This is a genomic window from Planococcus versutus, assembly GCF_001186155.3.
Classification (GTDB): domain Bacteria; phylum Bacillota; class Bacilli; order Bacillales_A; family Planococcaceae; genus Planococcus; species Planococcus versutus.
In genome coordinates, this window is record NZ_CP016540.2 from 659337 (window position 1) to 679497 (window position 20161).

The 20161-nt window shown below is 42.2% G+C and carries 20 protein-coding genes; 18 read left to right on the plus strand and 2 right to left on the minus strand.

All coding sequences use genetic code 11. The features are described 5' to 3' along the window. The first annotated feature begins 69 nt into the window (after window positions 1-69). From I858_RS03415 to I858_RS03425, 3 genes are all read left to right on the plus strand, one after another. Window positions 70-870 carry a hypothetical protein gene (locus I858_RS03415; RefSeq protein ID WP_049694912.1) on the plus strand — a complete coding sequence of 267 codons (801 nt, stop codon included), beginning with the start codon at window positions 70-72 and terminating at the stop codon, window positions 868-870. Window positions 871-1030: 160 nt separating this feature from the next. Continuing rightward, complete coding sequence (locus I858_RS03420; RefSeq protein ID WP_049694911.1) at window positions 1031-1492, plus strand: hypothetical protein; 462 nt, start codon at window positions 1031-1033, stop codon at window positions 1490-1492. Between the two features lie 271 nt (window positions 1493-1763). After that, on the plus strand, window positions 1764-2999 hold the full coding sequence (locus tag I858_RS03425; RefSeq protein WP_049694910.1) for a hypothetical protein: 1236 nt from the start codon (window positions 1764-1766) through the stop codon (window positions 2997-2999). Between the two features lie 87 nt (window positions 3000-3086). On the opposite strand, the gene I858_RS03430 is transcribed toward I858_RS03425, so the two are convergent. Beyond that, window positions 3087-4544, minus strand: a complete 1458-nt coding sequence (locus I858_RS03430) for an amidase family protein (protein ID WP_049694909.1) — start codon at window positions 4542-4544, stop codon at window positions 3087-3089. Between the two features lie 171 nt (window positions 4545-4715). Between I858_RS03430 and I858_RS03435 the strand changes: the two genes are divergently transcribed. From I858_RS03435 to I858_RS03475, 9 genes are all read left to right on the plus strand, one after another. Beyond that, window positions 4716-5558 carry an aldo/keto reductase gene (locus I858_RS03435; RefSeq protein ID WP_049694908.1) on the plus strand — a complete coding sequence of 281 codons (843 nt, stop codon included), beginning with the start codon at window positions 4716-4718 and terminating at the stop codon, window positions 5556-5558. Window positions 5559-5629: 71 nt separating this feature from the next. Next, entirely contained in the window at window positions 5630-6127 is a 498-nt protein-coding gene (locus tag I858_RS03440; protein ID WP_049694907.1) for a TspO/MBR family protein, read from the plus strand. Window positions 6128-6392: 265 nt separating this feature from the next. After that, the gene (locus I858_RS03445) at window positions 6393-7070 is read left to right on the plus strand and encodes a type 1 glutamine amidotransferase domain-containing protein (RefSeq protein ID WP_049694906.1); all 678 of its coding nucleotides are present in this window, start codon (window positions 6393-6395) and stop codon (window positions 7068-7070) included. Window positions 7071-7073: 3 nt separating this feature from the next. Beyond that, window positions 7074-7358: a putative quinol monooxygenase gene (locus I858_RS03450; protein ID WP_049694905.1), complete on the plus strand. Its 285-nt coding sequence runs from the start codon at window positions 7074-7076 to the stop codon at window positions 7356-7358. A 519-nt stretch (window positions 7359-7877) separates the two neighbouring features. Then, complete coding sequence (locus tag I858_RS03455) at window positions 7878-9053, plus strand: M20 metallopeptidase family protein (RefSeq protein WP_049694904.1); 1176 nt, start codon at window positions 7878-7880, stop codon at window positions 9051-9053. 11 nt (window positions 9054-9064) lie between these two features. Continuing rightward, window positions 9065-10393, plus strand: coding sequence for an amidohydrolase (locus tag I858_RS03460; protein ID WP_049694903.1), 1329 nt, complete (start codon window positions 9065-9067; stop codon window positions 10391-10393). Beyond that, on the plus strand, window positions 10374-11606 hold the full coding sequence (locus tag I858_RS03465) for a M20 family metallo-hydrolase (RefSeq protein ID WP_049694902.1): 1233 nt from the start codon (window positions 10374-10376) through the stop codon (window positions 11604-11606). Before I858_RS03460 ends, I858_RS03465 begins: the two co-directional genes overlap by 20 nt. Beyond that, window positions 11603-12922 carry a hypothetical protein gene (locus I858_RS03470; protein ID WP_049694901.1) on the plus strand — a complete coding sequence of 440 codons (1320 nt, stop codon included), beginning with the start codon at window positions 11603-11605 and terminating at the stop codon, window positions 12920-12922. The genes I858_RS03465 and I858_RS03470 overlap by 4 nt, the downstream gene beginning before the upstream one ends. Before the next feature lie 16 nt (window positions 12923-12938). Continuing rightward, complete coding sequence (locus I858_RS03475; protein ID WP_049694900.1) at window positions 12939-14453, plus strand: AbgT family transporter; 1515 nt, start codon at window positions 12939-12941, stop codon at window positions 14451-14453. Window positions 14454-14537: 84 nt separating this feature from the next. Here I858_RS03475 and I858_RS03480 read toward each other — a convergent pair whose 3' ends face one another. After that, window positions 14538-15587, minus strand: coding sequence for an FUSC family protein (locus I858_RS03480; protein ID WP_049694899.1), 1050 nt, complete (start codon window positions 15585-15587; stop codon window positions 14538-14540). A gap of 278 nt (window positions 15588-15865) precedes the next feature. Between I858_RS03480 and I858_RS17115 the strand changes: the two genes are divergently transcribed. The 6 genes from I858_RS17115 to I858_RS03510 all read left to right on the plus strand — a co-directional run bounded on the left by I858_RS17115 (window position 15866) and on the right by I858_RS03510 (window position 20081). Further along, window positions 15866-16078, plus strand: coding sequence for a hypothetical protein (locus I858_RS17115; RefSeq protein ID WP_049694898.1), 213 nt, complete (start codon window positions 15866-15868; stop codon window positions 16076-16078). Further along, complete coding sequence (locus I858_RS03490) at window positions 16062-16667, plus strand: ECF transporter S component (protein ID WP_239457213.1); 606 nt, start codon at window positions 16062-16064, stop codon at window positions 16665-16667. The genes I858_RS17115 and I858_RS03490 overlap by 17 nt, the downstream gene beginning before the upstream one ends. Before the next feature lie 54 nt (window positions 16668-16721). Continuing rightward, complete coding sequence (locus I858_RS03495) at window positions 16722-17459, plus strand: energy-coupling factor transporter transmembrane component T (protein ID WP_049694896.1); 738 nt, start codon at window positions 16722-16724, stop codon at window positions 17457-17459. Beyond that, window positions 17459-18337: an energy-coupling factor ABC transporter ATP-binding protein gene (locus I858_RS03500; protein ID WP_049694895.1), complete on the plus strand. Its 879-nt coding sequence runs from the start codon at window positions 17459-17461 to the stop codon at window positions 18335-18337. The genes I858_RS03495 and I858_RS03500 overlap by 1 nt, the downstream gene beginning before the upstream one ends. Beyond that, window positions 18315-19139 (plus strand): energy-coupling factor ABC transporter ATP-binding protein, encoded by an 825-nt coding sequence (locus I858_RS03505; protein ID WP_049694894.1) that lies wholly within the window; start codon window positions 18315-18317, stop codon window positions 19137-19139. Before I858_RS03500 ends, I858_RS03505 begins: the two co-directional genes overlap by 23 nt. A gap of 138 nt (window positions 19140-19277) precedes the next feature. Next, a complete protein-coding gene (locus tag I858_RS03510) occupies window positions 19278-20081 on the plus strand; it encodes an LPXTG cell wall anchor domain-containing protein (RefSeq protein WP_338046072.1) in 804 nt (267 codons plus the stop codon). Window positions 20082-20161 lie beyond the last annotated feature (80 nt).

Sequence of the window (20161 nt, forward strand, 5' to 3'; positions counted from 1 at the left end):
AATTGGAATGAAATTTATTTATTCTCAGGGAATATCTAATAAGTAAAAATTAAGGGGATATTAAATTAAATGGAGTTTTTAAAAAGTATATTGAATTTGCTTACTATAAGTGAGTGGATAATGCTATTAACTGGATTAGCTACAATAATTACTGCAATTGCTACTTTATCTAATGTGAAGGAATTACGTAACCAAAGAATAGAGTCGCAGCAACCTTCACTAGTTTTCGAGCATAAAGAAGTTCGAATTGATATTAAATCAGATGACTCTATTTATCATGATAATCAGCTTATTAAAAGCCCTTTGGAGTATTTTTATCATTTAGAATTAAATGTAGAGAATATAGGGAGAGGGCCTGCTAAAGAAGTCATATTTGAATGGGAATTTGCTGAGGAAGTTTTGAACAAAGTTAAAGAAGCTAATTCATCAAAAATTAATATAGAAGTTTCTCAAAAAGACGAAAAAGAGAGATTGTATTTTTTTCAAGTATACAGTGATGTATTAATGGGAGAAAATGAATACAATATGAATTTTATGAATTACCACCCTCATCCTGAGAACCAGTTTGATCCAATGTATTCATATAAAAAGTCGAAAGTACACTACCGAACAGATACTCTTTACAAAGTGAAGGTAGAAAGAGAGTTTGCTATACTATCTTTTCTATATGGTTTTTCTAAAAAAGATGCAAGACAAGATATGGATTATAAATATCTTCCTTCAGTTAATTTCAGTGTAAAATATAAAGACAGCCATGGGTTTCCTCACAAGCAAAAATTCCAATTAGAATGTCAATCTTACTTAGATGCCGAAGAGAATGAAGGAACTTTGTTCTTATTGTATGAAGTCCATGAAATTCCTATAGATTAATAGAAAATCGTGTCTCTAGGAAAAGAAAATTAAGATAGAAAAACAGCCACTGTAATTAAAAGTATGCGCAAGGGTAGGGAGTAAGATGGATATATTTTTAGCAGTATTATGTTAACAATGTACCAATAAAAGCAGCAAGTAAATTTAAAGGAGTGGCAGAATGGACGGATTAGTCGAACAAAAATTGAAAGAAATACGCGAAGTGTTTGAGGGGCTCTCTCATTGCAAGATTGAAACGAACGAAGAGGATCAACTTGTAATCATCAGTGACAAACCGGTTCTTTGGAGTGACTCACTCGAAAAGCAGGACGCGGTATCTATACATAAAATAGGGACCATTAAACCTCATAAACTTTCACTTGGTCTGTATATCGATTTTCCGCACGGATACTTGGATGCGGACAAGTTGGAAAAAATTATAAACCCGGAAGAAACATTGACGTATTACCCGCCTGGGACGAAAGCGCCTACTGTGAAAAGCTGGTGGCGTTTCCGTTCTGATGAACAATTTGACAGCCTTCACTTGGTTCTCAGAAAAATCGAGTTAGCCTATTATAATTTTAACCGAGAAGACTGGGTGGAGTTAATGCGAGAGATTACGGAAGCTAATAAACAAAAATAAAAATTGGCTTCTTGGTAAGAAGTAATTCTAAAAGGTGCCGACAAAACACAATAATTCATACATTGCTACATCTGCTAAACTAACAGCGCAGGTGTAGCTTTTTCATTTTAATCGTTTTCAAAAATTATGTGCAATCTAGAGAATAGTAAGGTAATCGGCTGTAAAATTGGGTAAATATAAATAAAATGAATTGAACTAGCTGAAACTTATAAGAGCAACTAAGGAAACTTTATTGGCATGCTAGGACGACTTAAGAAATGAGGGGTAGTTCATGGAATACATTTTCATCTCGGGTGCAGTGGTGCTGACTTTGCTAGTTGCGATCTTTATTTACATTAGAAAGGATAGGCAGACCATAGCGCGAGTAGAAGAGCCGTACGTTGAAGAAGCGACAGAAGAAAGTAGTGAGGTTGAACCAGAGCCAGAAGATGATGACAGCTACTTGAACCCTACAGTATCAGAAGTAGATAACGAGGAGATCATCAAAGGCGATTATAAAAAGATCGAGCTTCCTGGGAATATGATTCCAATTATTGCACAGACCTTAAAAGACGGAGCGGTAGTTCTCCAACAAAACCGGACATTCCGCGTGAAGTTTAGCCCGGAAGTGGTGAAAGGTCTGAAGGACAAGAGCATGACCTTGATTGAGCGGAAAAACGGCAGAGGCTATGTACCGGCAGTGAACAAAGCCGGCATGAAAGGGATTTATGAACAAGCGGTCCTTGTGAAGCGTGTGAATCCAGGGCTCTTAGCGCATGCGAGCATGAACCTATTGACGACAGTCGTTGGACAGCAACAACTTATTGAAATCCAAAGTTCTTTGAAAAGCATGGAACGGCAACTCGAAGCTTTGATTCAACACCGGGAAAATGATTTTGCGGGACGGATCGAGGCGCGCTTTAGTTATTTCAAGGAAGTTATTGAACGGTTTCGCCGAAATGGCATTACGCTTGGCGGTGTGGAAGATGCAGAAATCGAAGGGTTTTATACGGCGACGCTGCAGGATTTGAAAGTGTTGACGAAAGACTTGAAAACGATTGTTGCAAACATTGAAGGATTAAGAGAGCATGAAACGCTTCGGAAATGGGGAGATGCTCCTATAAAGAAAGAGTACCAGCAGCTCATTGGACAGTTTAACGCCAAGCAAGAACTTGTGCTGCTCAATGTGCAGTTTATAGAGGAATGCTACGAACCGTATCTCCGGACAATCCGGAACTACGCGGAAGAGGAGGTTAAATCACAGGCTTTGGCGGCAATTGTTGTAGAAAACCATACCATTATCAGAGCTATCGAAGAAAAAGTGAGGAGTATCGAAGAAAACTACCGAGTAAAGATTAATTTTGGCATTAAGGCCCTGAAGTACCGCGATTTGGAAAGCTTGAAGAAACTAGAGCCTAAGAAAATCAGTCAGCAAAAAATATCAGAAAAAGAAGTTCCAGCCGAAGTGCTCGTCGAAGTAATGGAAGATGACAAAGCATATGCGTACGTTCCCCAGAAAAATCAATAGTCAAACTAGACTAGAAAACACCCTCCGCTGAGCGGTTGGCTTTTGCCAACTTTTCATGAAGGGTGTTTTTCGGTGTATTTATTAAACTCAGTAAGACTCCAAATCCGGTGCTTTGCGTTTCAAGCTTGCCTGTTCATAAGAAAAGGCGAGCTCGATCAAACGTGCTTCGCTAAACGCTTGTGCACTAAACGTGACACCAACAGGATGTCCGCTGCTCGTGTACCCCGCCGGAACGGTGATGGACGGATAGCCTGCTTTTGCGGGCATATCGGCACCGCGGTTGTTTTGGAATAACAGTGCGTCGAGTTGGTGTTCTCGCATGACGAGATCCAATCCTTCTGAAGTAGAAGTTCGCAAATCCGTTTCGCGATGTTCTAAATAAGTCGAGTCGTTCGGATCGTCGCTTAACTTTTGTGCTTTTTCTAGTTCGGCCTGACCAAATTTCATGCGACGCTCAGGGTCTTTTTTGTTGAATTCGATCACGTCTGCTAAGGATTTGACTGGCACTTCAGCAGGTGTGGTACGCAAATAGTCGTTAACGTTACGCTTGAATTCGTACCACAAGACGTCTGACTCAAATGTTGACTTTGGAATTGTCACTTCAACAACCGTGGCGCCGAGTGCTTTGAATTGCTCAATCGCCTCATCTATAATGGCACGTTCTTCTGGTGCTTTGTTGTTTAAAAAGCTAAGATCGACGCCAATGCGGGCACCGTTCAAACCGTCTTTTTTCAAGTGCGGCGTGTAATCAGTGAGCGCATGTTCCGCGCTTGTTAGTGTTGCCGCGTCTTGCTCGTCGACACCGGTCATTGCGCCAAGTAAAATCGCCGCATCCGTCACAGTACGCGCCATTGGTCCGGCAGTATCCTGGCTTTCAGCGATTGGAATGATGCGCGAGCGACTAATGAGGCCTAAGGTTGGTTTGATACCGACAATTGAATTGGCACTTGATGGACTCAAAATTGAGCCGGATGTTTCCGTACCAACACCGAAAACAGCGAAATTCGAAGCGATAGCGGCTCCTGTCCCTGAACTCGAACCGCCAACGTCTTCTGCTTTAAAGACACCTACGCCATACGGGTTTAGCACTTGACCGCCGAGTGAACTATAGCCGCTCGGTCCATCTTGTGACATGAAATACGCCCATTCGCTCAAGTTTACTTTGCCGAAAATGATGGCACCTGCATTTCGTAATTGCTTGGTGACAAAGGCATCTTCTTTAGCGAAGTTGTGTTCGAGTGCAATCGCGCCGGCTGTTGTCGGCATTGGGTCAGCAGTTTCGATATTGTCTTTGAGCAACACAGGGATGCCGTATAGGGGACCTTGGTTATCTTGTCCGCGATTCTCATCTAGTTGTGCTGCGATTTTCAGTGCGTCTGGATTGATCGTCAAGACGGAATTGATTTTCGGGCCATTCTGGTCGAAAGCTCTGATCCGCTCAAGATAAGCTTCGACCAATTCTACCGAGGTAAGTTTATGATTACGGAAAGCTTGTTGAATGTCTTTGATTGTCGTTTCGTTTAACTGGAATGTATTTGTTTTCATATGTAGGCTCCTCACTGTAATGATGTTCTGTTGTTAATTGTACATTAATTCTTAATTTTACATAAAGTATAGTGTATCGTTGAACTCGAATAACAGTTCCGAAACCAAAACGTTTGAGTTTAGAGAGATGTAAGAGTAATCTGAAAATAAGAACGAGAGGAGTGATCGTAGATGGAAAAAGAAATACCCAAAGTGACATTAAACGACGGAACAACGTTACCCGTTATAGGACTCGGTACATACGGACTGTGGGGCAATGCTGGAGCAAACGCAGTTAGCAGTGGGATCAATGCCGGTTACCGGTTGATTGACACGGCATATAATTACGAAAACGAAGGAGCAGTTGGTGAAGGTATACGACGCAGCGGCATTCCGCGTGAAGAACTATGGGTAACGTCCAAATTACCGGGGCGTTATCATACGTATGAAAAAGCTCTAGTAGCCATTCAAGAATCGTTGTATCGTTTGCAATTGGATTATTTCGACCTGTACTTGATCCACTGGCCAATGCCAAATCAAGATTCCTACGTGGAAGCGTGGCAAGCGTTGATTGATGCGAAGAAATGGGGACTCGTTCGGTCGATTGGCGTCAGTAATTTCTTACCTGAACACTTAGAGCGGATTATTGGAGAGACTGGCGTAACGCCGAGTCTCAATCAAGTTGAATTGCATCCGTTTTTTAATCAGCAACAGCAACGGAACGTGCACAACGAATTCAATATTCAAACGCAATCGTGGAGTCCGATTGCAAAGGCAAAAGATATTTTATCGAATGAGGCAATAAGAAAGATTGCAGACCGTCATCATAAAACGATTGCGCAAGTAGTTTTGCGCTGGCAATACCAAATTGGCTCTGTATCGATTCCTCGTTCTACTTCTGCTAAACGGCAGCGAGAAAATTTAGCTATTTTTGATTTTGCCTTAAGCGATGCTGAAATGACTGCGATTGCTGAACTTTCTCGTCCGGATGGCAGACTGTTTGATATGGACCCCGCTACTCATGAGGAATTTTAAAACAAGCACAACCAGCATACCGAAATCACTTGTGAAGGAAAAAAGCGATTAAACTCAGAGGAGGAAAGTGTATGGAGTTCTTGAAAGTAAATGGCAAGATCAAACCGGGTAAACTGGCGCTGAGCATAATGGTGCCGGTTGTCGGTGGGTCACTGGCTGGGGCATTCGCAAACCGCAACACCCAAGAAGAATACAGTGTACTGAAAAAGCCGTCTTTTTCTCCACCTCCTTGGGTTTTTCCTTTGGCATGGACCGCTTTATACGCTTCTATGGGAATGGCAAAATACAGAGCAACGGAAAAAGCTGCCTTGAAAACAGCAGAAGAGAGCGTACTGCTGCCTTACAATTTGCAGTTGGGTCTGAATTTTTTGTGGTCATTCCTATTTTTCAAATGGGGGTTACGTGGCACTGCACTTGCGGAAATGGCTTTGCTGCTGGCGACAATCACTTGGACGACCTATGAATTTTACCAATACGATCAAACAGCTGGCAATCTCATGCTTCCTTACATCGCTTGGGTCATGTTCGCAATGGGCTTGAACTGCTCGATTTGGAAGCTGAATAAATGAACGATATAGCAGTAGTCGGAAATGTTTAGTTTTACCGAATACTCACAACTAAATACGAAGAAAAGCGGAGCCGCTTGGGCTCCGCTTTTTCATACGATCTTCTACGACAACAATCGATGGTAACTTCATTTTCACTGTGCATTAAAAATCTAAGTAGATAAACAGAATTTCAGAATTTAGCTGCTTGATTTGTTTGTTTAGACGTGAAAAATAAGGGAATACACTAATATTAGGGTTTTTTATTACTTAGAGGAGGAAACACAACATGGCAAAAGTATTAGCAGTCTTATCAAGTGGACATAAAGATACAAACAATAACTACGAAACTGGCTGGTGGGCAGAAGAGTTGTTCGCACCGAAAGAGATTTTAGAAAAAGCAGGACACCAAGTAGACTTAGCTTCACCACTGGGCGGTAAACCAACGCTTGACCAAGTCAGCATTAGTGAAGATTACGATCCAGAAGGCAAATACAAAAAAATGTATGAATCGGGAATAGCAGATAATACAATGGCTCTTTCAGACGTCACTGCAAAAGACTATGACGTGGTCTTCATCGTAGGAGGTCACGGAGCGATGTATGACCTCGCTGAAAGTGAAGAGCTGCGCAACATCATCAATACCGTCTACGACAACGGCAACATCGTTTCGGCTGTCTGTCACGGACCAGCGCCACTAGTATGGACAATGCGTCCAAATGGCAAAAGCATCATTGATGGGTTGGATGTAACTGGTTACCCAGAAGCGGTAGAACCTGAAGGCCTTCCAGAAATCTTACCATTTAGCTTGGAAGCGAAAATGAGCGAAGTTGCCAATTATAGTGCTGACAACAAAGTTGTATGGGGCAATGATCAATTGGTAACTGGCCGCGATCCGTTTTCTGCTGAAGAATTGGCTGAAGAATTAGTGAAGGCTTTAGATAAAAAAAGCAAGCAGGAGGACTGAGTGATGGAGCCCATCCTAATTACAGCTATTTTAAAACCTAACGAACACATGGCAGATCAATTATTAACAGAGTTGAACAAAGTACTAATTGCGTCACGCGCAGAAGCAGGATGCCTAAGCTATGTTCTCCATCAATCGATTGAAGACGACACGTTTGTTCTTCACGAATCATGGCAAGACAAAGACGCGTTGGAGAGCCATGTTGCTTCTCGTCATTATCAAGAATACCGGACGAACACAGCGGACTTGGTTTCAAAGCGAGAAGTGTTTAAGTTAAAAGCTCTGTGATTTAATAGAAGTTATAGATGAATAACTACCAAAAGTAGCCCTTTGCAGTCGTTGCAAAGGGCTACTTTTTTGTGCGGAATGGCATTTTGGCAGGACGGAGTTGGATTCCGAAAAGACGGACAGCGGGATGTACAAAAAAATGGAATGGAAGAAAACCCATCATGATAACTACCGAGTCATTAAAGACAAGCACGTGAAAAGTTAACGGTTGTTAGTAAACAAAAGTTAACTCTCTTTCTTGCGACTTTAACAGTTGAAAGAGACGAGTTTCTTTTTATGTAGCTGTATCAATTTCGTGATTTTATTTGTCGAGCTAGCTAGCTGGCTGTTTGGAAACGCCATGAAGTCATTCTAATTCAATCTTCAAGACCGCTGAAGCAGCAGAGCTTCTTTTTTTATTATGAATTTATTCAGAAAAATCAAAATAAATCTAGCGTTTTGCAAGTAAAATAGAGTACACTTTTTATTAACGGAATGATTATGGTCTATTTCCTTAAATCAGAAAAGTGGGTGAGGACGATGACAGAGCAAGCACAAGAGTTGTTTAATGAAATGCGCGCATTTCGGCGAGATCTTCATGAGAATCCAGAATTGAGCGGCGAAGAAACGGACACTTCGCGGAAGATACAAAAGAAGCTTGATGAATATGGCATCGATTATTCTACCGGATATGCTAAAACGGGTGTGCTCGGTGTTATTCAAGGAGGCAAACCGGGGAAAACGGTTGGTTTGCGTGCAGATATCGATGCATTGCCGATTTTGGAGAAAGCGGATGTTCCGTTTAAGTCTAAAGTTGATGGCAAAATGCACGCATGTGGCCACGACGCCCATACGGCGATGCTTTTAGGAGTGGGGAAATTGCTGCAAGATCGGAAACAAGACATGGCCGGAACGATTTTGCTCATTTTCCAACCTGCTGAAGAAAATGCGCCGACGGGCGGTTCAGAACAGATGATGGAAGATGGTGTTTTTGACAACTACCAGCCAGATGTCTTAATGGCTCAGCATGTTTGGCCGGGTCTTCCGGTTGGACAAGTGGGCATTATTGACGGAGCCATTATGGGGAATTCCGATCGTTTTCAAGTAACGCTGCACGGAGCGGGTGGACACGCATCGATGCCTCATCAAACAGTTGATGCTATTATCATCGCCAATCAAGTGATGTCCGCCATACAGACCATCATCAGTCGAAACGCCAACCCAATGGATTCCGGTGTTATCACCATCGGTAAAATCACAGGAGGCTACCGTTACAACGTTGTGGCGGATACAGTCGTGCTCGAAGGAACGATTCGCTCACTATCAGACGACACAAAGAAACTATTGAAAAAGCGTTTCCATGAAGTAGTCGAAGGAGCCGTAGCTATGATGGGCGGTACATGTGATATCGATTATTCGGACGGCTATCCAGCAACTATCAACACAAAACGTTGGGCTGAAGTGGTCCGCAAGTCGGCAAAACGTCAATTAGGAGATGGGGGCGTACCAGAAGTTATCGGCAGCATGGCAGGAGAAGATTTTGGACGTTTTTTGAAGAAATACGAAGGGATTTACTACTGGCTCGGGACTTCGATAGGTGAAAACCAAAAACCGCTCCATGATCCTGGCTTTATGATTGACGAACAAGCGATGTCGATTGGGGCAGAATTGATGGCGCAAGCAGCGCTCGACGTGCTAACAGAATTGAATGAATAGGAGGAACAGGAATGATAGATCTTGTTGAACAGTTCATGGCAGAAATCGAGCCGTATGTCATCGAGCAAAGACGCAAGCGGCACGGATACCCTGAAATTGGGTTTGCTGAATATGTAACCACTTATGAGTTGAGTGAACAGTTAACGGGGAAAGGGTTTTCGCTTTTTTATGGAACCGAGCTGTTAACGAGTGAAGAACGAATGGGTGTGCCAAGTGATGAATTCCTCAAAACAAACGAACAACGAGCGCTCGACAAAGGAGTGCCGCCTGCTTTTCTTGAAAAGATGAAAGGCGGACATACCGGACTCGCCGCCGTACTCGATACGGGTCGTTCGGGACCGAATTTTGCTTACCGTTTTGATATCGATGCATTGCCGATTGAAGAGTCTGATGTTGCTGAACATGTACCTGCACAACAAGCATTCCGCTCGCAAATTACAGGAATGATGCATGCATGCGGTCACGACGGACATGCGGCAATTGGGCTCGGACTGGTTGACTATTTGTCTAAAAACAAAGATCGGTTATGCGGCAAGTATACGATTTTGTTCCAACCTGCAGAAGAAGGAGGACGCGGAGCTAAGGCCATAGTGGATAAAGGATGGTTGGATGATGCTGATTTTTTCCTGAGCGGTCACGTTGGGCTTCATGATTTGCCAGCAGGTACAGTAGCTGCCGCCACATCGAGGTTTTTGGCCAGTTCTAAGATCAATGCAACATTTATCGGCAAATCGGCACATTCCGGTTTAGAACCCAATGAAGGACGTAACGCTTTGCTTGCTGCCGCTTCTGCCACGGTACATTTGCACAGCATTTCGCGTCATAAAGACGGAGCGACACGTATCAACGTCGGTACTTTGCATGCAGGATCAGGGCGCAATATCATTGCAGAAAAAGCGTTTATGGAAATTGAAACACGCGGTGAGACCAACCAATTAGATGAGTATATGCAACAAAATGCGCAGCGTATTCTTCAAGCGAGTGCGAGTTTATACGATGTCGAGCTAGAACTTGAATATGTGGGAAAAGCGATTTCGACATCTGCAGATCTCAAGTTTGCTGGCATCGTCGAACGGGCGTGTGCTTCGTCAAAAAACTTGAAAATTGTCCCGGATTTGGCAATTGGTGCTTCAGAAGACGTTACGTATATGATCGAGCGCGTCCGGGAACGCGGAGGACTAGCAACATTTATGATTTTTGCTAGTCCCTTGCCTGCTGGTCATCACCATCCCCGCTTTGATTATGATGAGCAGGCATTGATGGCTGGTTTGGAGACCTTGATTCGAACGACTGAATATTTGCTGAAGGAGGACGGTATATGTGAAAGCCTGGTTGATTGAGCAATTACAGCGATTGAATATGAGTGAGGCATTGGTGAGACCAGAAGGATTTACGCGACAAGGTTATACAACAGAAGAAACCAATGCCATTACGGTTTTTAGAGCGATTGCTGAAGAGCTAGGTTTGGCTAGTGTGGAAGATGCTGCGGGCAACATCATTGCGCGCTGGGAAGTTCCAGGAGGCGAAAACGCAGCAGTAGCGACCGGATCCCATCTTGATACTGTGCCAAACGGCGGCGCTTTTGACGGAGGTGCAGGCATCGTCTGCAGCCTAGGAGCAGTCAAACTGCTAAAACAAGCTAGTTTCGAACCACAGCGGCCAATTGAAGTGATTTGCTTTCGTTCAGAAGAATCATCACGGTTTGGCGTATCGACAATTGGCAGCAAAGCCATGAGTGGGTTGTTCGATCCCACAATCGGCAGTCTCAAAGACCAGCATGGCACGACGCTCGCAGAAGCTGTTGCCAGTCAAGGTTTTGACTGGGAAAATTTATCCAAAGCGAAACGTCCAAAAGAACAGCTTCAAAGCTTTGTTGAACTGCATATCGAGCAAGGGCTACACATTGTCGAACATCAAAAAAATTACGGAGTTGTTAAAAGCATCGCTTGCCCCATTCGGTTGACGGTCACGTTTAATGGAAAAGCGGGACACACTGGAACAACGCCGATGGATCGCAGACAAGATGCTTTGACAACAGCCGCTCTTTTTATTTCATTTGTTCAAGAAACAGCTCTTCAACTAAACGATGCATATGAGAAATCGCTTGTGGCAACGGTAAGTAAATTGACGTCGGCTCCAAACTCAATGAATGTGATTCCGCACACGGTCATAGCCGGAGTCGATATTCGCAGCGTGGATGATTTGTTGAAACAGAAAATGGCAAAGGCTATACGGATTGAAGCCGAGCGTATAGAACAAACAACAGGCGTTTCAATCGCAATCGATGTGTTGGTTGATAATCCATCTGTTTTGCTTGATCCACCTTTAGCCGAGCAACTAGCTAGCGATCATGAGACGTATTCGGTGCACCATATGGATAGCGGCGCAGGGCACGATGTGATGAATATGGCACAAGTCTGGCCGAGCGGATTGTTGTTTATTCCTTGTGAAGACGGCTTGAGTCACCACCCAGATGAATCTGCAACGGCAGAAGATTTAGTGATGGGTGCCGAGCTATTGGCCCGCTTTTTAATGGAGGCTACGACTCAATGACAGAACTAGTTAGAGTTGGATTGATTGGACCGAATGACTCGGTCAATGAAACGATGAAAGCAGCAAATAGTTTGGACGGAATCGAACTAGTTCCGTTTATTTATCAGCATACTGAAGAAACAAAAAACATTATCACTAAACACTCAGCACGCATCGAGCATTGGCTTTTTTCAGGCCCCGCACCTTATCATTTTGCACTAAAAGAAAAGTTAATCGATGCAGAACACGCAGATTACATTTTGCTACATGGGTCGAGTCTACTCGGGACGATGCTAGACGCTATTATGCAAGAAGGAGCGGTGTTGTCGAGCATCAGTGTCGATTCAGTTCCGCGTCAAGAAGTATTAAAGATGCTCAAGGACTTTGATTTGGAAAAAATGAACATTCACACCGCACCGGAACTCGGCTATATTCCTGCCGAAGAGCTGATCGATTACCACGAGAAACTGTATCGCTCAGGTGAAATACAAGCAGCTCTCACGTGTGTCCATGCTGCCTACAACAGCTTAAAACAAAGAGGTGTGCCGGTTTACCGGATCAGCGTATCAGAACTGGCTGCGCATCGGGCGATTTCAGTTATTAAAGAAAGAAGCTTAGCCAACTTGTACCGCATGAAGCAATTGGCAATGATCGGCATTGAAATTATCTATCCGAGCCAAGCCCAACAACGCAAATCGCCATTTAAAATAGAACGTCAAGAATTGGCGATTAACCGAGTGCTTATTGATTTTACTGAAAAAGTCAAAGGTTCAAAAGTGAACGGAGGAAATGGCATTTATGTCATTTATACAACGCGAGGAGAGCTAGAGCTGTACGGCAAGTTTCATCACTTAAAAGAAGTGCAAGAAGAAATTTTCGTCAATAGCACTATGCACGTCCGCATTGGAGTAGGGTATGGCAAGACGGTTTTGGAATCCGAACAAAACGTCAGGTTAGCACTAGATTATGCTCGAGAAAAAGAAAACAGTATCATCATCAATCTTGACGAAGACGGAAAAGTGACAGAAATCAATTCACTTGGAGACCAACTCCATTATAATCGGCGCAGCAGTGAAGCAAAATGGCAAGAAGCGCTCAAAGGTGCGTCAATCAGCCAGACCATTATCGCCCGGATTGAGTCGCTGTCTCATCATTATGCAAAAGTGGAAGTGACTTCTCTTGAGTTGGCCGGGTGGATGAACAGCACAGAACGCAACGCACGTAGAATTTTAAAAGAACTGGAACAAGTTGGTGTTGCAGAAGTCGCAGGAGAAGAATCCGGCCAAAGAGGACGTCCGCGGATCGTATACCGCTTGCTATTCGGAACGGAAAAATGACAAAGGAGGAATGGCAATGACATCACCCGTAGAACAACAAGACAAAAAAGGATTTTTAAATTTTATCGAAAAATGGGGCAATCGCTTGCCCGACCCATTCTTTATCTTTGTCTATTTAGCTGTGTTTGTTGTCTTATTGTCATGGTTGGTCAGTGCGTTTGGCACCACGGTCATCCACCCAGGAACCGCTGAAGAACTGCCAATTCGAAGCATTGTCTCAGGAGAAGGAATTCGCTATATTCTAGCAGAGACAATCAATAACTTTACCGGCTTTGCACCACTCGGACTGGTCCTTGTTATGATGCTCGGAATCGGATTGGCTGAACGTGTTGGATTGATGGAAACGGCGATTAAGAAATCCATCTTGAATGCACCAAAGTCACTGATTACTTACGCAGTTATCTTTACAGGAATTATGGGGAACTTGGCATCAGATGCAGCATTTATCCTAGTGCCACCACTTGCTGCAATGGTCTTTGTGTCAGTCGGCAGACATCCGCTTGCAGGTCTTGCAGCTGGATTTGCTGGAACAGGTGCTGGGTTTACAGCGAACATGTTAATCACTGGGACAGACGCATTGCTGTCAGGGATCTCGACGGAAGCTGCACGAACTATTGATAAAACATTTGTAGTTACTCCTGTTGATAACTGGTATTTCATGAGTGCATCTGTTATTGTCATGGCGATTGTCGGAGCCATCATTACGGAAAGGTTGATCGAGCCGCGACTTGGTGAGTATGCAGGCAGAACGGATAAATCGTTCGACCCGGTGACAAAGCAAGAAAACAAAGGGTTGTTAAACGCCTTAATCGCGGGAGCCGTGTATATTGGCTTAATCGCTTTACTGTTGTTCTTCCCAGACTCTCCAGTCAGAAACGAAGACGGCGGCATCATTCCGTCACCATTTTTATCCGGCATTGTGCCAATCATTCTATTCTTTTTTATCACGATTGCTGTGGCCTATGGAGTTACGGTTAAAAAAATCACAAATTCAAAAGACATTCCTGCTTTTATGGGAGATGCCATTAAAGACATGTCGGGCTATATCGTACTCATTTTTGCGGCTGCTCAGTTTATCAATTACTTTAATTGGAGCAATCTAGGGATTTGGCTAGCCGTCAACAGTGCAGAATTTCTGACGAGCATCAATATGACAGGTTTGCCAGTGATGGTCTCATTCAGTGTTCTTGCAGCATTACTGAATCTGTTGATTTTTAGTGGTTCTGCACAATGGGCATTGATGGCACCAATTTTCATCCCGATGTTTATGTTACTTGACTACCATCCGGCTTTTGTTCAGTTGGCGTTCCGTATTGCAGATTCTTCGACGAATATCATTACGCCGCTCAATCCGTACATTTTGATCGTTCTCGCTTTTATGCGAGAATACGATAAAAAAGCGGGACTCGGCACATTGATTTCGTTGATGTTGCCATACAGTCTTATTTTCTTCGGAGTGTGGCTCATCATGATGATTATCTTCGCATTGACTGGGCTTCCAATCGGACCGGGCATTGGCTTGCGTATCTAAATGAAAAAAATCGAGCAATGCAGTCTTTAATAGAAAACGGCCGTATCAGCAACTAAGTTGTTTCTGATACGGCCATTTTTCACTTTATTTTTCTGCTTCTTTCGCGATTTTGATACTAGTGGGATCAAAAAACTTATCCACTAACTCATAAATCGTGATGAGTTCGTAAAGGATTTTAAACGCTGCTGGAAAGTGGGTAGGGTGCAAGGCATCACTCGCTTTGATTCCTTTGCTGTCATCCCAGAACAAGTTGGTAATGTTCTTTAATTGGTGTTGATGCTTTTCGGGATCGTAGTCGATTGAATGCTGCAAATCGCGCGCAAGCTCCGTTACGGCATGCATAATAATTTCTCGCTCAGCTGTAGTCCACTGGATCGTGTGTAGTGGGATGTAGAGTAACGAACCCAAATGGAATTCGAGATTATGTATAAAGAGTAATTGCCTTTCCGCCATAAGCAGTTCGGCTTCTCTTCCGCGAATCCAAGGATAAAAACTAGACTCGTCACGCTGGAAATGGATTAATTTCTCCGTTTTTTTAATCTCAGTAGTCAGTTGCTTGACTAGCTTTTGCTCTTCTTGACGATTTACATCGCCCGCAAATAAGATCGTACGAAATGTCTGTTCCAACATCGTTCCAGCGTGTTCGCTAATACTTTGAATACTCGTTAAAATGTCTTTCCGGTAATCTGGTGGGAAGACCAGCATGTTTACCGCGGTAGACACGAGCAACCCAACAGTTGTTGTCCCTAAACGAATGAAGAACGAAATTAAAACGTCTTCGTGAATCACTTCAACCATCGCGACAGATGTCAATGTGGCGACAAGTAACCCAGCATGCAGGTTGAATTTATAACAAGCTAAGATTGTGGCGACCGCAGCGAGTGTATAGGTAATCGGGGAATTCCCGAAAAGTGTGATAAAGAGAACAGCGAATGCAGAACCAATTGCAGATGCCGGAAAACGAACCAGCCCTTTTTTTATCGAATCGCTAACTGTGGGCTCAATCGAAACAATGGCCGTGATCACCGCAAAAACAGGTGGCCAGTTAAACCATTCGCAAATAACAGCTGTTAAAAATATGGCTATCCCTGTTTTCACAATTCGACTGCCACTGAATTGAAAATATCGCTTCATGTTTTAACCACCATCTTCTTTACGTAGTATCTTTTCCTGTAGTCCAGTATAACATCCATTTCTATAGAGACTCTAACTCATTTAATAACTTGTCCCTGAAAATCATGTAACTTCTAAGAAAGCAACATCTTTGGGGCTTTAGTGAGGAGAATAAGAGTTGGAAGTAAAACTTCATCATATAATTTTTTTATAGTTGAAAAAATAATATCTATTTCCATCAATAGCATAATATTTAAAGCATATTGACTATTGACAACGTTTACATTAGCCTAAAGAAAATGAAAAATGTTTTCTTAATCGAAAATCGTACGAAAGCCGTCTATGTAAGACATGAAACAACAGTATACGTGAGATTGGTACGATTTTTTGTATGGCAACTAAGTAAGAAAGAAGGCGTGTCAATCGAGTCAAAAAAAGTGGAAGTCGTCAAAGCAATACAACAAGTGGATAACTTTATAAAAGGAGGAAATGAACATGAAGAGAAACTTTAAAAAAGATTTTACTTTACTTGCACTTTTACTTATTCCAATCGGGGTAGCTATTAACTTTGTTGGGTTTCAAGTAGCTCAAATTTTAAGGTTACCTATTTTTTTGGACACAATCGGAACAATCTTGGTGGGTGTTATCGCAGGACCGTTAGTTGCAATCGTAGCGGCATTTATAACAAACTCTATTACTGCGATTTTTAATCCGATTTACTTTCCTTATGTTATTACATCAATGGCAATCGGGTTAGGTGCAGGTTTGCTTTCTAAATTTGGCATGTTTCGCACTATCTATAAAGCTATAATTTCAGGACTTATCATCACAGCTATCGCGGTAGTAGCGTCTGCTCCTATTACAGTTTTGTTTTTTGGAGGAGCGACAGGCAATACATCGTCTGCCATTACGGCGACATTTTTAGCGATGGGTCAAAATATTTGGAGCGCGGTTTTTACTTCAACCATTATTACGGAAATTGCGGACAAAGTGATCTCTGTGTTATTTGTTTACTTTATCGTGAAAAGCATTTCGGATCGCTATTTATCAAAAATGAAGTATGGCCATATGTATATGAAAAAAAGTAACCGCAATCGATAAGTAGGTTTGTTGCTGTTAGTTAAGCGAAGAGTACGTTAAGGGAGATAATATAGGATGAAAAACTCACTAGTGAATTTGTATCCGTTAACCAAATTTTACTTTGCCTTATTTATTGCTGCTACTGTCATCATTGTTCCTAATTATGTGTTTGCCTTTGCTTGGTTTCCAGTGTTGATATTAATCGCAGTTGTTGCGGGTGTTGTAAAGTCGTTCTTATCGTTTATCTTAAAAACGTTGTTTATCTTGTTAGTCATTGTGTTTTTGATGCAATTGTTCTTTTATCCCGGAGATGAAGTTCTTGCCTCTTGGTGGATTTTTGAGGTATCCAGAGAAGGTTTGAATTACGGATTGACGTTAACTTCACGAATTCTGGCAATTGGTTCTGCTTTTATCTTATTTTTCCGCATTGTGGAAGTGAAAGATTTTGTGAAATCACTTGAAGATGTCGGTATGCCGTCTACAGGAGCGTACGTTGTTATGTCAACATTACAAATTATTCCAGAGATGCGTCGTCAATCGAATACTATAATGGAAGCTCAAAAAACACGAGGTGTCGAAACAGAAGGCTCGTTTGTAAATAGAGCAAAAGCGTTTTTTCCGACATTGACGCCACTCATTCTTTCATCAATAGCAAGTACGGAAGAAAGAGCAATTACATTAGAAGCACGAGCTTTTTCTGCACCTGGTAAAAAGACCAGTCTGCACCAGTTGACTAAGCGACCAATTGATCGTGTCTTGCCATGGGTTTATATCATCATCGTTATAGGACTTATTATTTGGAGGGTTTTCTGATGACATCAATCATCCAGCTAAAGGACGTTTCTTACAGGTATCCTGTAGGGGATGAATGGGTACTGAAACATCTAACAGTAGATATAAAAAAAGGTAGCTTTGTATCCATAGTCGGAAATAACGGATCAGGCAAAACGACACTTTGTAATATCATCAGAGGCTTTATTCCACATTTTCATAAAGGCGAATTGGAAGGTACAGTTATGTTAGATGGCAAAGATATGAGTGATTATGAACTGGGTCAATTAAGTGAAAAAATTGGGTATGTGTTTCAAAATCCATTTACGCAAATATCGGGTGTGAAAGATACGGTTTTTGAAGAAGTGGCATATGGTCTAGAAAATTTAGGAGTTCCAGTTGAAGAAATTTATCCAAGAGTAGAAGACGTGTTAACACTCGTTAACATTCAAGACTTACGTGAAAAAAATCCGTTTGAACTTTCAGGAGGTCAGCGACAACGTGTAGCTTTAGCTTCTATCATTGTAATGGATCCGGAAATTTTAGTAATAGACGAGCCTTCTTCCCAGTTAGATCCTATCGGGACAGATCAAGTATTTGAAATCATTCGTTTAATGAAGGAAAAAGGAAAAACAATTATTCTTGTAGAACATAAAATGGATTTGGTAGCTGAGTATTCGGATACATTAATTCTTTTAGACAAAGGAACCATTTCAGTGCAAGGCGAGACTAGAAAAGTATTGAGCGATCCTCTTTATGCAAGTGCAAATGTCCAGTATCCTCACGTGACAGAAGTGGCTCTTGAACTCCAAAAGGCTGGAGTTCCGTTGGCTTTTTTACCTATTAAGTATTCTGAGGTAGCGACTTGTTTTCAAACCAGCGTAGGAGGATTGCATGATGACTCATCTCGTTTTGAATAATGTTAGTTTCCAATATCCTGATGGAACACAAGCACTAGAGAATGTATCGCTAGAAATTCCACAAGGACAGCGAATTGCACTAGTGGGACAAAACGGCGCAGGAAAAACAACGGCAGTAAAACTGATGAACGGGTTATTAAAACCAACTACAGGCGAAGTTATTGTAGGAGAATGGAATACCACTTCCAAGACAACCGCACAACTGTCCCGAAAAGTAGGCTACGTTTTTCAAAATCCGGACGACCAAATCTTTCATAACGAAGTGATAAAAGAAGTTCGGTTTGGACCAAAAAATATGGGGTTTGATCTGGAGCGTGTTGAAGAAATGACTCAATGGGCATTAGAGCTTTGTGGCATTTCACAGTATGCAGAAGAAAATCCCTATAACTTGCCATATTCCATGAGGAAGTTTGTGACGGTAGCATCTGTCATCGCGATGGATTCTGACATTATCATTCTGGATGAACCAACAGCAGGGCAAGATAAAATTGGTTTGGAAATACTGGGAAATCTGTTGGAAACACTCGAGTCTTTGGGGAAAACTGTAATAACCATCACGCATGATATGGAATTTGTAACAACTCATTTCAAACGAATCATCGTGATGGCGAATCGACGCATTATAGCAGATGATCAAGCAATGACCATTTTCTATCAAGACGACATTTTAACAGAAAGTATGTTGAAACCGCCGGCAGTTGCTCAGATGGCTGCTTTACTGAATATTCCTCATGCGGTTTTGTCTAAAAAAGAATTGATCGCGTATATAAAAAGTCACTATCAGCCCTTAAGTAGTGAATAACGCTTATGGCACTGCGTGTAAAGATCATGTACTATTTCAGAAAAAACTTTAAACGATGCAGAATATGGAACGCAATTGATATTCTGTAACAGTCTTTACTCTTCTACATTTAAGATCTGTGTAGAAGAGTTTCTTTTTATGCCGTTATATAAATTGCGCCACTCCAGAAATAAAGTAAGAGGTGAAAAAATGAACCCGAGTGAAGTCATAACATTTTTACTGATCGGGCTTGGCGTGTTGTTGGTGATTGCAGGAGCTTGGATCATCTTTAGAAAACGAAGAAAATGGGCAATTGTTTTAACTACGCTATTGGTTGTTGGGTATATTGGGTATGTTGCGTATTACCCTTACTTAAAAGTCAGTATCCATGCAGAGAAGTATGAGCAAGTCAGTGAGTATTTAGCTACCACTTATCCAGACCGGGAATTCATGATTATTCCTGAGCAGTATGAAGAAGGCAATACGGTCGGGTATTTTGATGTTAATGATGAAGAAACTCCAGACATGGGTGTGAGTTTACACGTGGATAAAAATGGACAAGTCCAGCAAACAGGCAGTTGGACAACGGGTGAGTTTCCCACACAACAGGAGTTATGGCGAGGACTCGAATTTGATTATGGAGAAAGTTATACGCTAGACAGAAAGAATAGCGAGATAATAAAAAAAGATGAATGGATTGATGGGGAACTTACCGTGTTTGCATTAACGATAGATGGAATGCCCGCAATCGCAGTTTATGAATACTCAAGAGCTGGTTATGGCTTAATGGATTTGCAGGTAGCAGAAGATAAGTTATTCGTTTCTACTAGTGCAGAAGAACATACGTTTATCTATGTGGATGAACGCTACAAAGAGAAGACGGCAGCCTTTTTAGTGGAGAGCGGAGAAACGATGTCTGTGGATGCGACAGAGTATAAAGGAAAACTTCTTGTGGTGGAGTAGAATATGTGTGAATTGCTAAAACAGCAAGTAGCACAACAAGTTAGATCTAGTTTTAGAAAGGGTATATAATGAAAAAATCA

Excerpts from the sequence above, each read along its gene's own strand:
- I858_RS03415 (WP_049694912.1), top strand. The coding sequence starts at position 70 with ATGGAGTTTTTAAAAAGTATATTGAATTTGCTTACTATAAGTGAGTGG.
- I858_RS03420 (WP_049694911.1), top strand. The coding sequence starts at position 1,031 with ATGGACGGATTAGTCGAACAAAAATTGAAAGAAATACGCGAAGTGTTT.
- I858_RS03425 (WP_049694910.1), top strand. The coding sequence starts at position 1,764 with ATGGAATACATTTTCATCTCGGGTGCAGTGGTGCTGACTTTGCTAGTT.
- I858_RS03430 (WP_049694909.1), bottom strand. The coding sequence starts at position 4,544 with ATGAAAACAAATACATTCCAGTTAAACGAAACGACAATCAAAGACATT.
- I858_RS03435 (WP_049694908.1), top strand. The coding sequence starts at position 4,716 with ATGGAAAAAGAAATACCCAAAGTGACATTAAACGACGGAACAACGTTA.
- I858_RS03440 (WP_049694907.1), top strand. The coding sequence starts at position 5,630 with ATGGAGTTCTTGAAAGTAAATGGCAAGATCAAACCGGGTAAACTGGCG.
- I858_RS03445 (WP_049694906.1), top strand. The coding sequence starts at position 6,393 with ATGGCAAAAGTATTAGCAGTCTTATCAAGTGGACATAAAGATACAAAC.
- I858_RS03450 (WP_049694905.1), top strand. The coding sequence starts at position 7,074 with ATGGAGCCCATCCTAATTACAGCTATTTTAAAACCTAACGAACACATG.
- I858_RS03455 (WP_049694904.1), top strand. The coding sequence starts at position 7,878 with ATGACAGAGCAAGCACAAGAGTTGTTTAATGAAATGCGCGCATTTCGG.
- I858_RS03460 (WP_049694903.1), top strand. The coding sequence starts at position 9,065 with ATGATAGATCTTGTTGAACAGTTCATGGCAGAAATCGAGCCGTATGTC.
- I858_RS03470 (WP_049694901.1), top strand. The coding sequence starts at position 11,603 with ATGACAGAACTAGTTAGAGTTGGATTGATTGGACCGAATGACTCGGTC.
- I858_RS03475 (WP_049694900.1), top strand. The coding sequence starts at position 12,939 with ATGACATCACCCGTAGAACAACAAGACAAAAAAGGATTTTTAAATTTT.
- I858_RS03480 (WP_049694899.1), bottom strand. The coding sequence starts at position 15,587 with ATGAAGCGATATTTTCAATTCAGTGGCAGTCGAATTGTGAAAACAGGG.
- I858_RS17115 (WP_049694898.1), top strand. The coding sequence starts at position 15,866 with ATGAAAAATGTTTTCTTAATCGAAAATCGTACGAAAGCCGTCTATGTA.
- I858_RS03490 (WP_239457213.1), top strand. The coding sequence starts at position 16,062 with ATGAAGAGAAACTTTAAAAAAGATTTTACTTTACTTGCACTTTTACTT.
- I858_RS03495 (WP_049694896.1), top strand. The coding sequence starts at position 16,722 with ATGAAAAACTCACTAGTGAATTTGTATCCGTTAACCAAATTTTACTTT.
- I858_RS03500 (WP_049694895.1), top strand. The coding sequence starts at position 17,459 with ATGACATCAATCATCCAGCTAAAGGACGTTTCTTACAGGTATCCTGTA.
- I858_RS03505 (WP_049694894.1), top strand. The coding sequence starts at position 18,315 with ATGACTCATCTCGTTTTGAATAATGTTAGTTTCCAATATCCTGATGGA.
- I858_RS03510 (WP_338046072.1), top strand. The coding sequence starts at position 19,278 with ATGCCGTTATATAAATTGCGCCACTCCAGAAATAAAGTAAGAGGTGAA.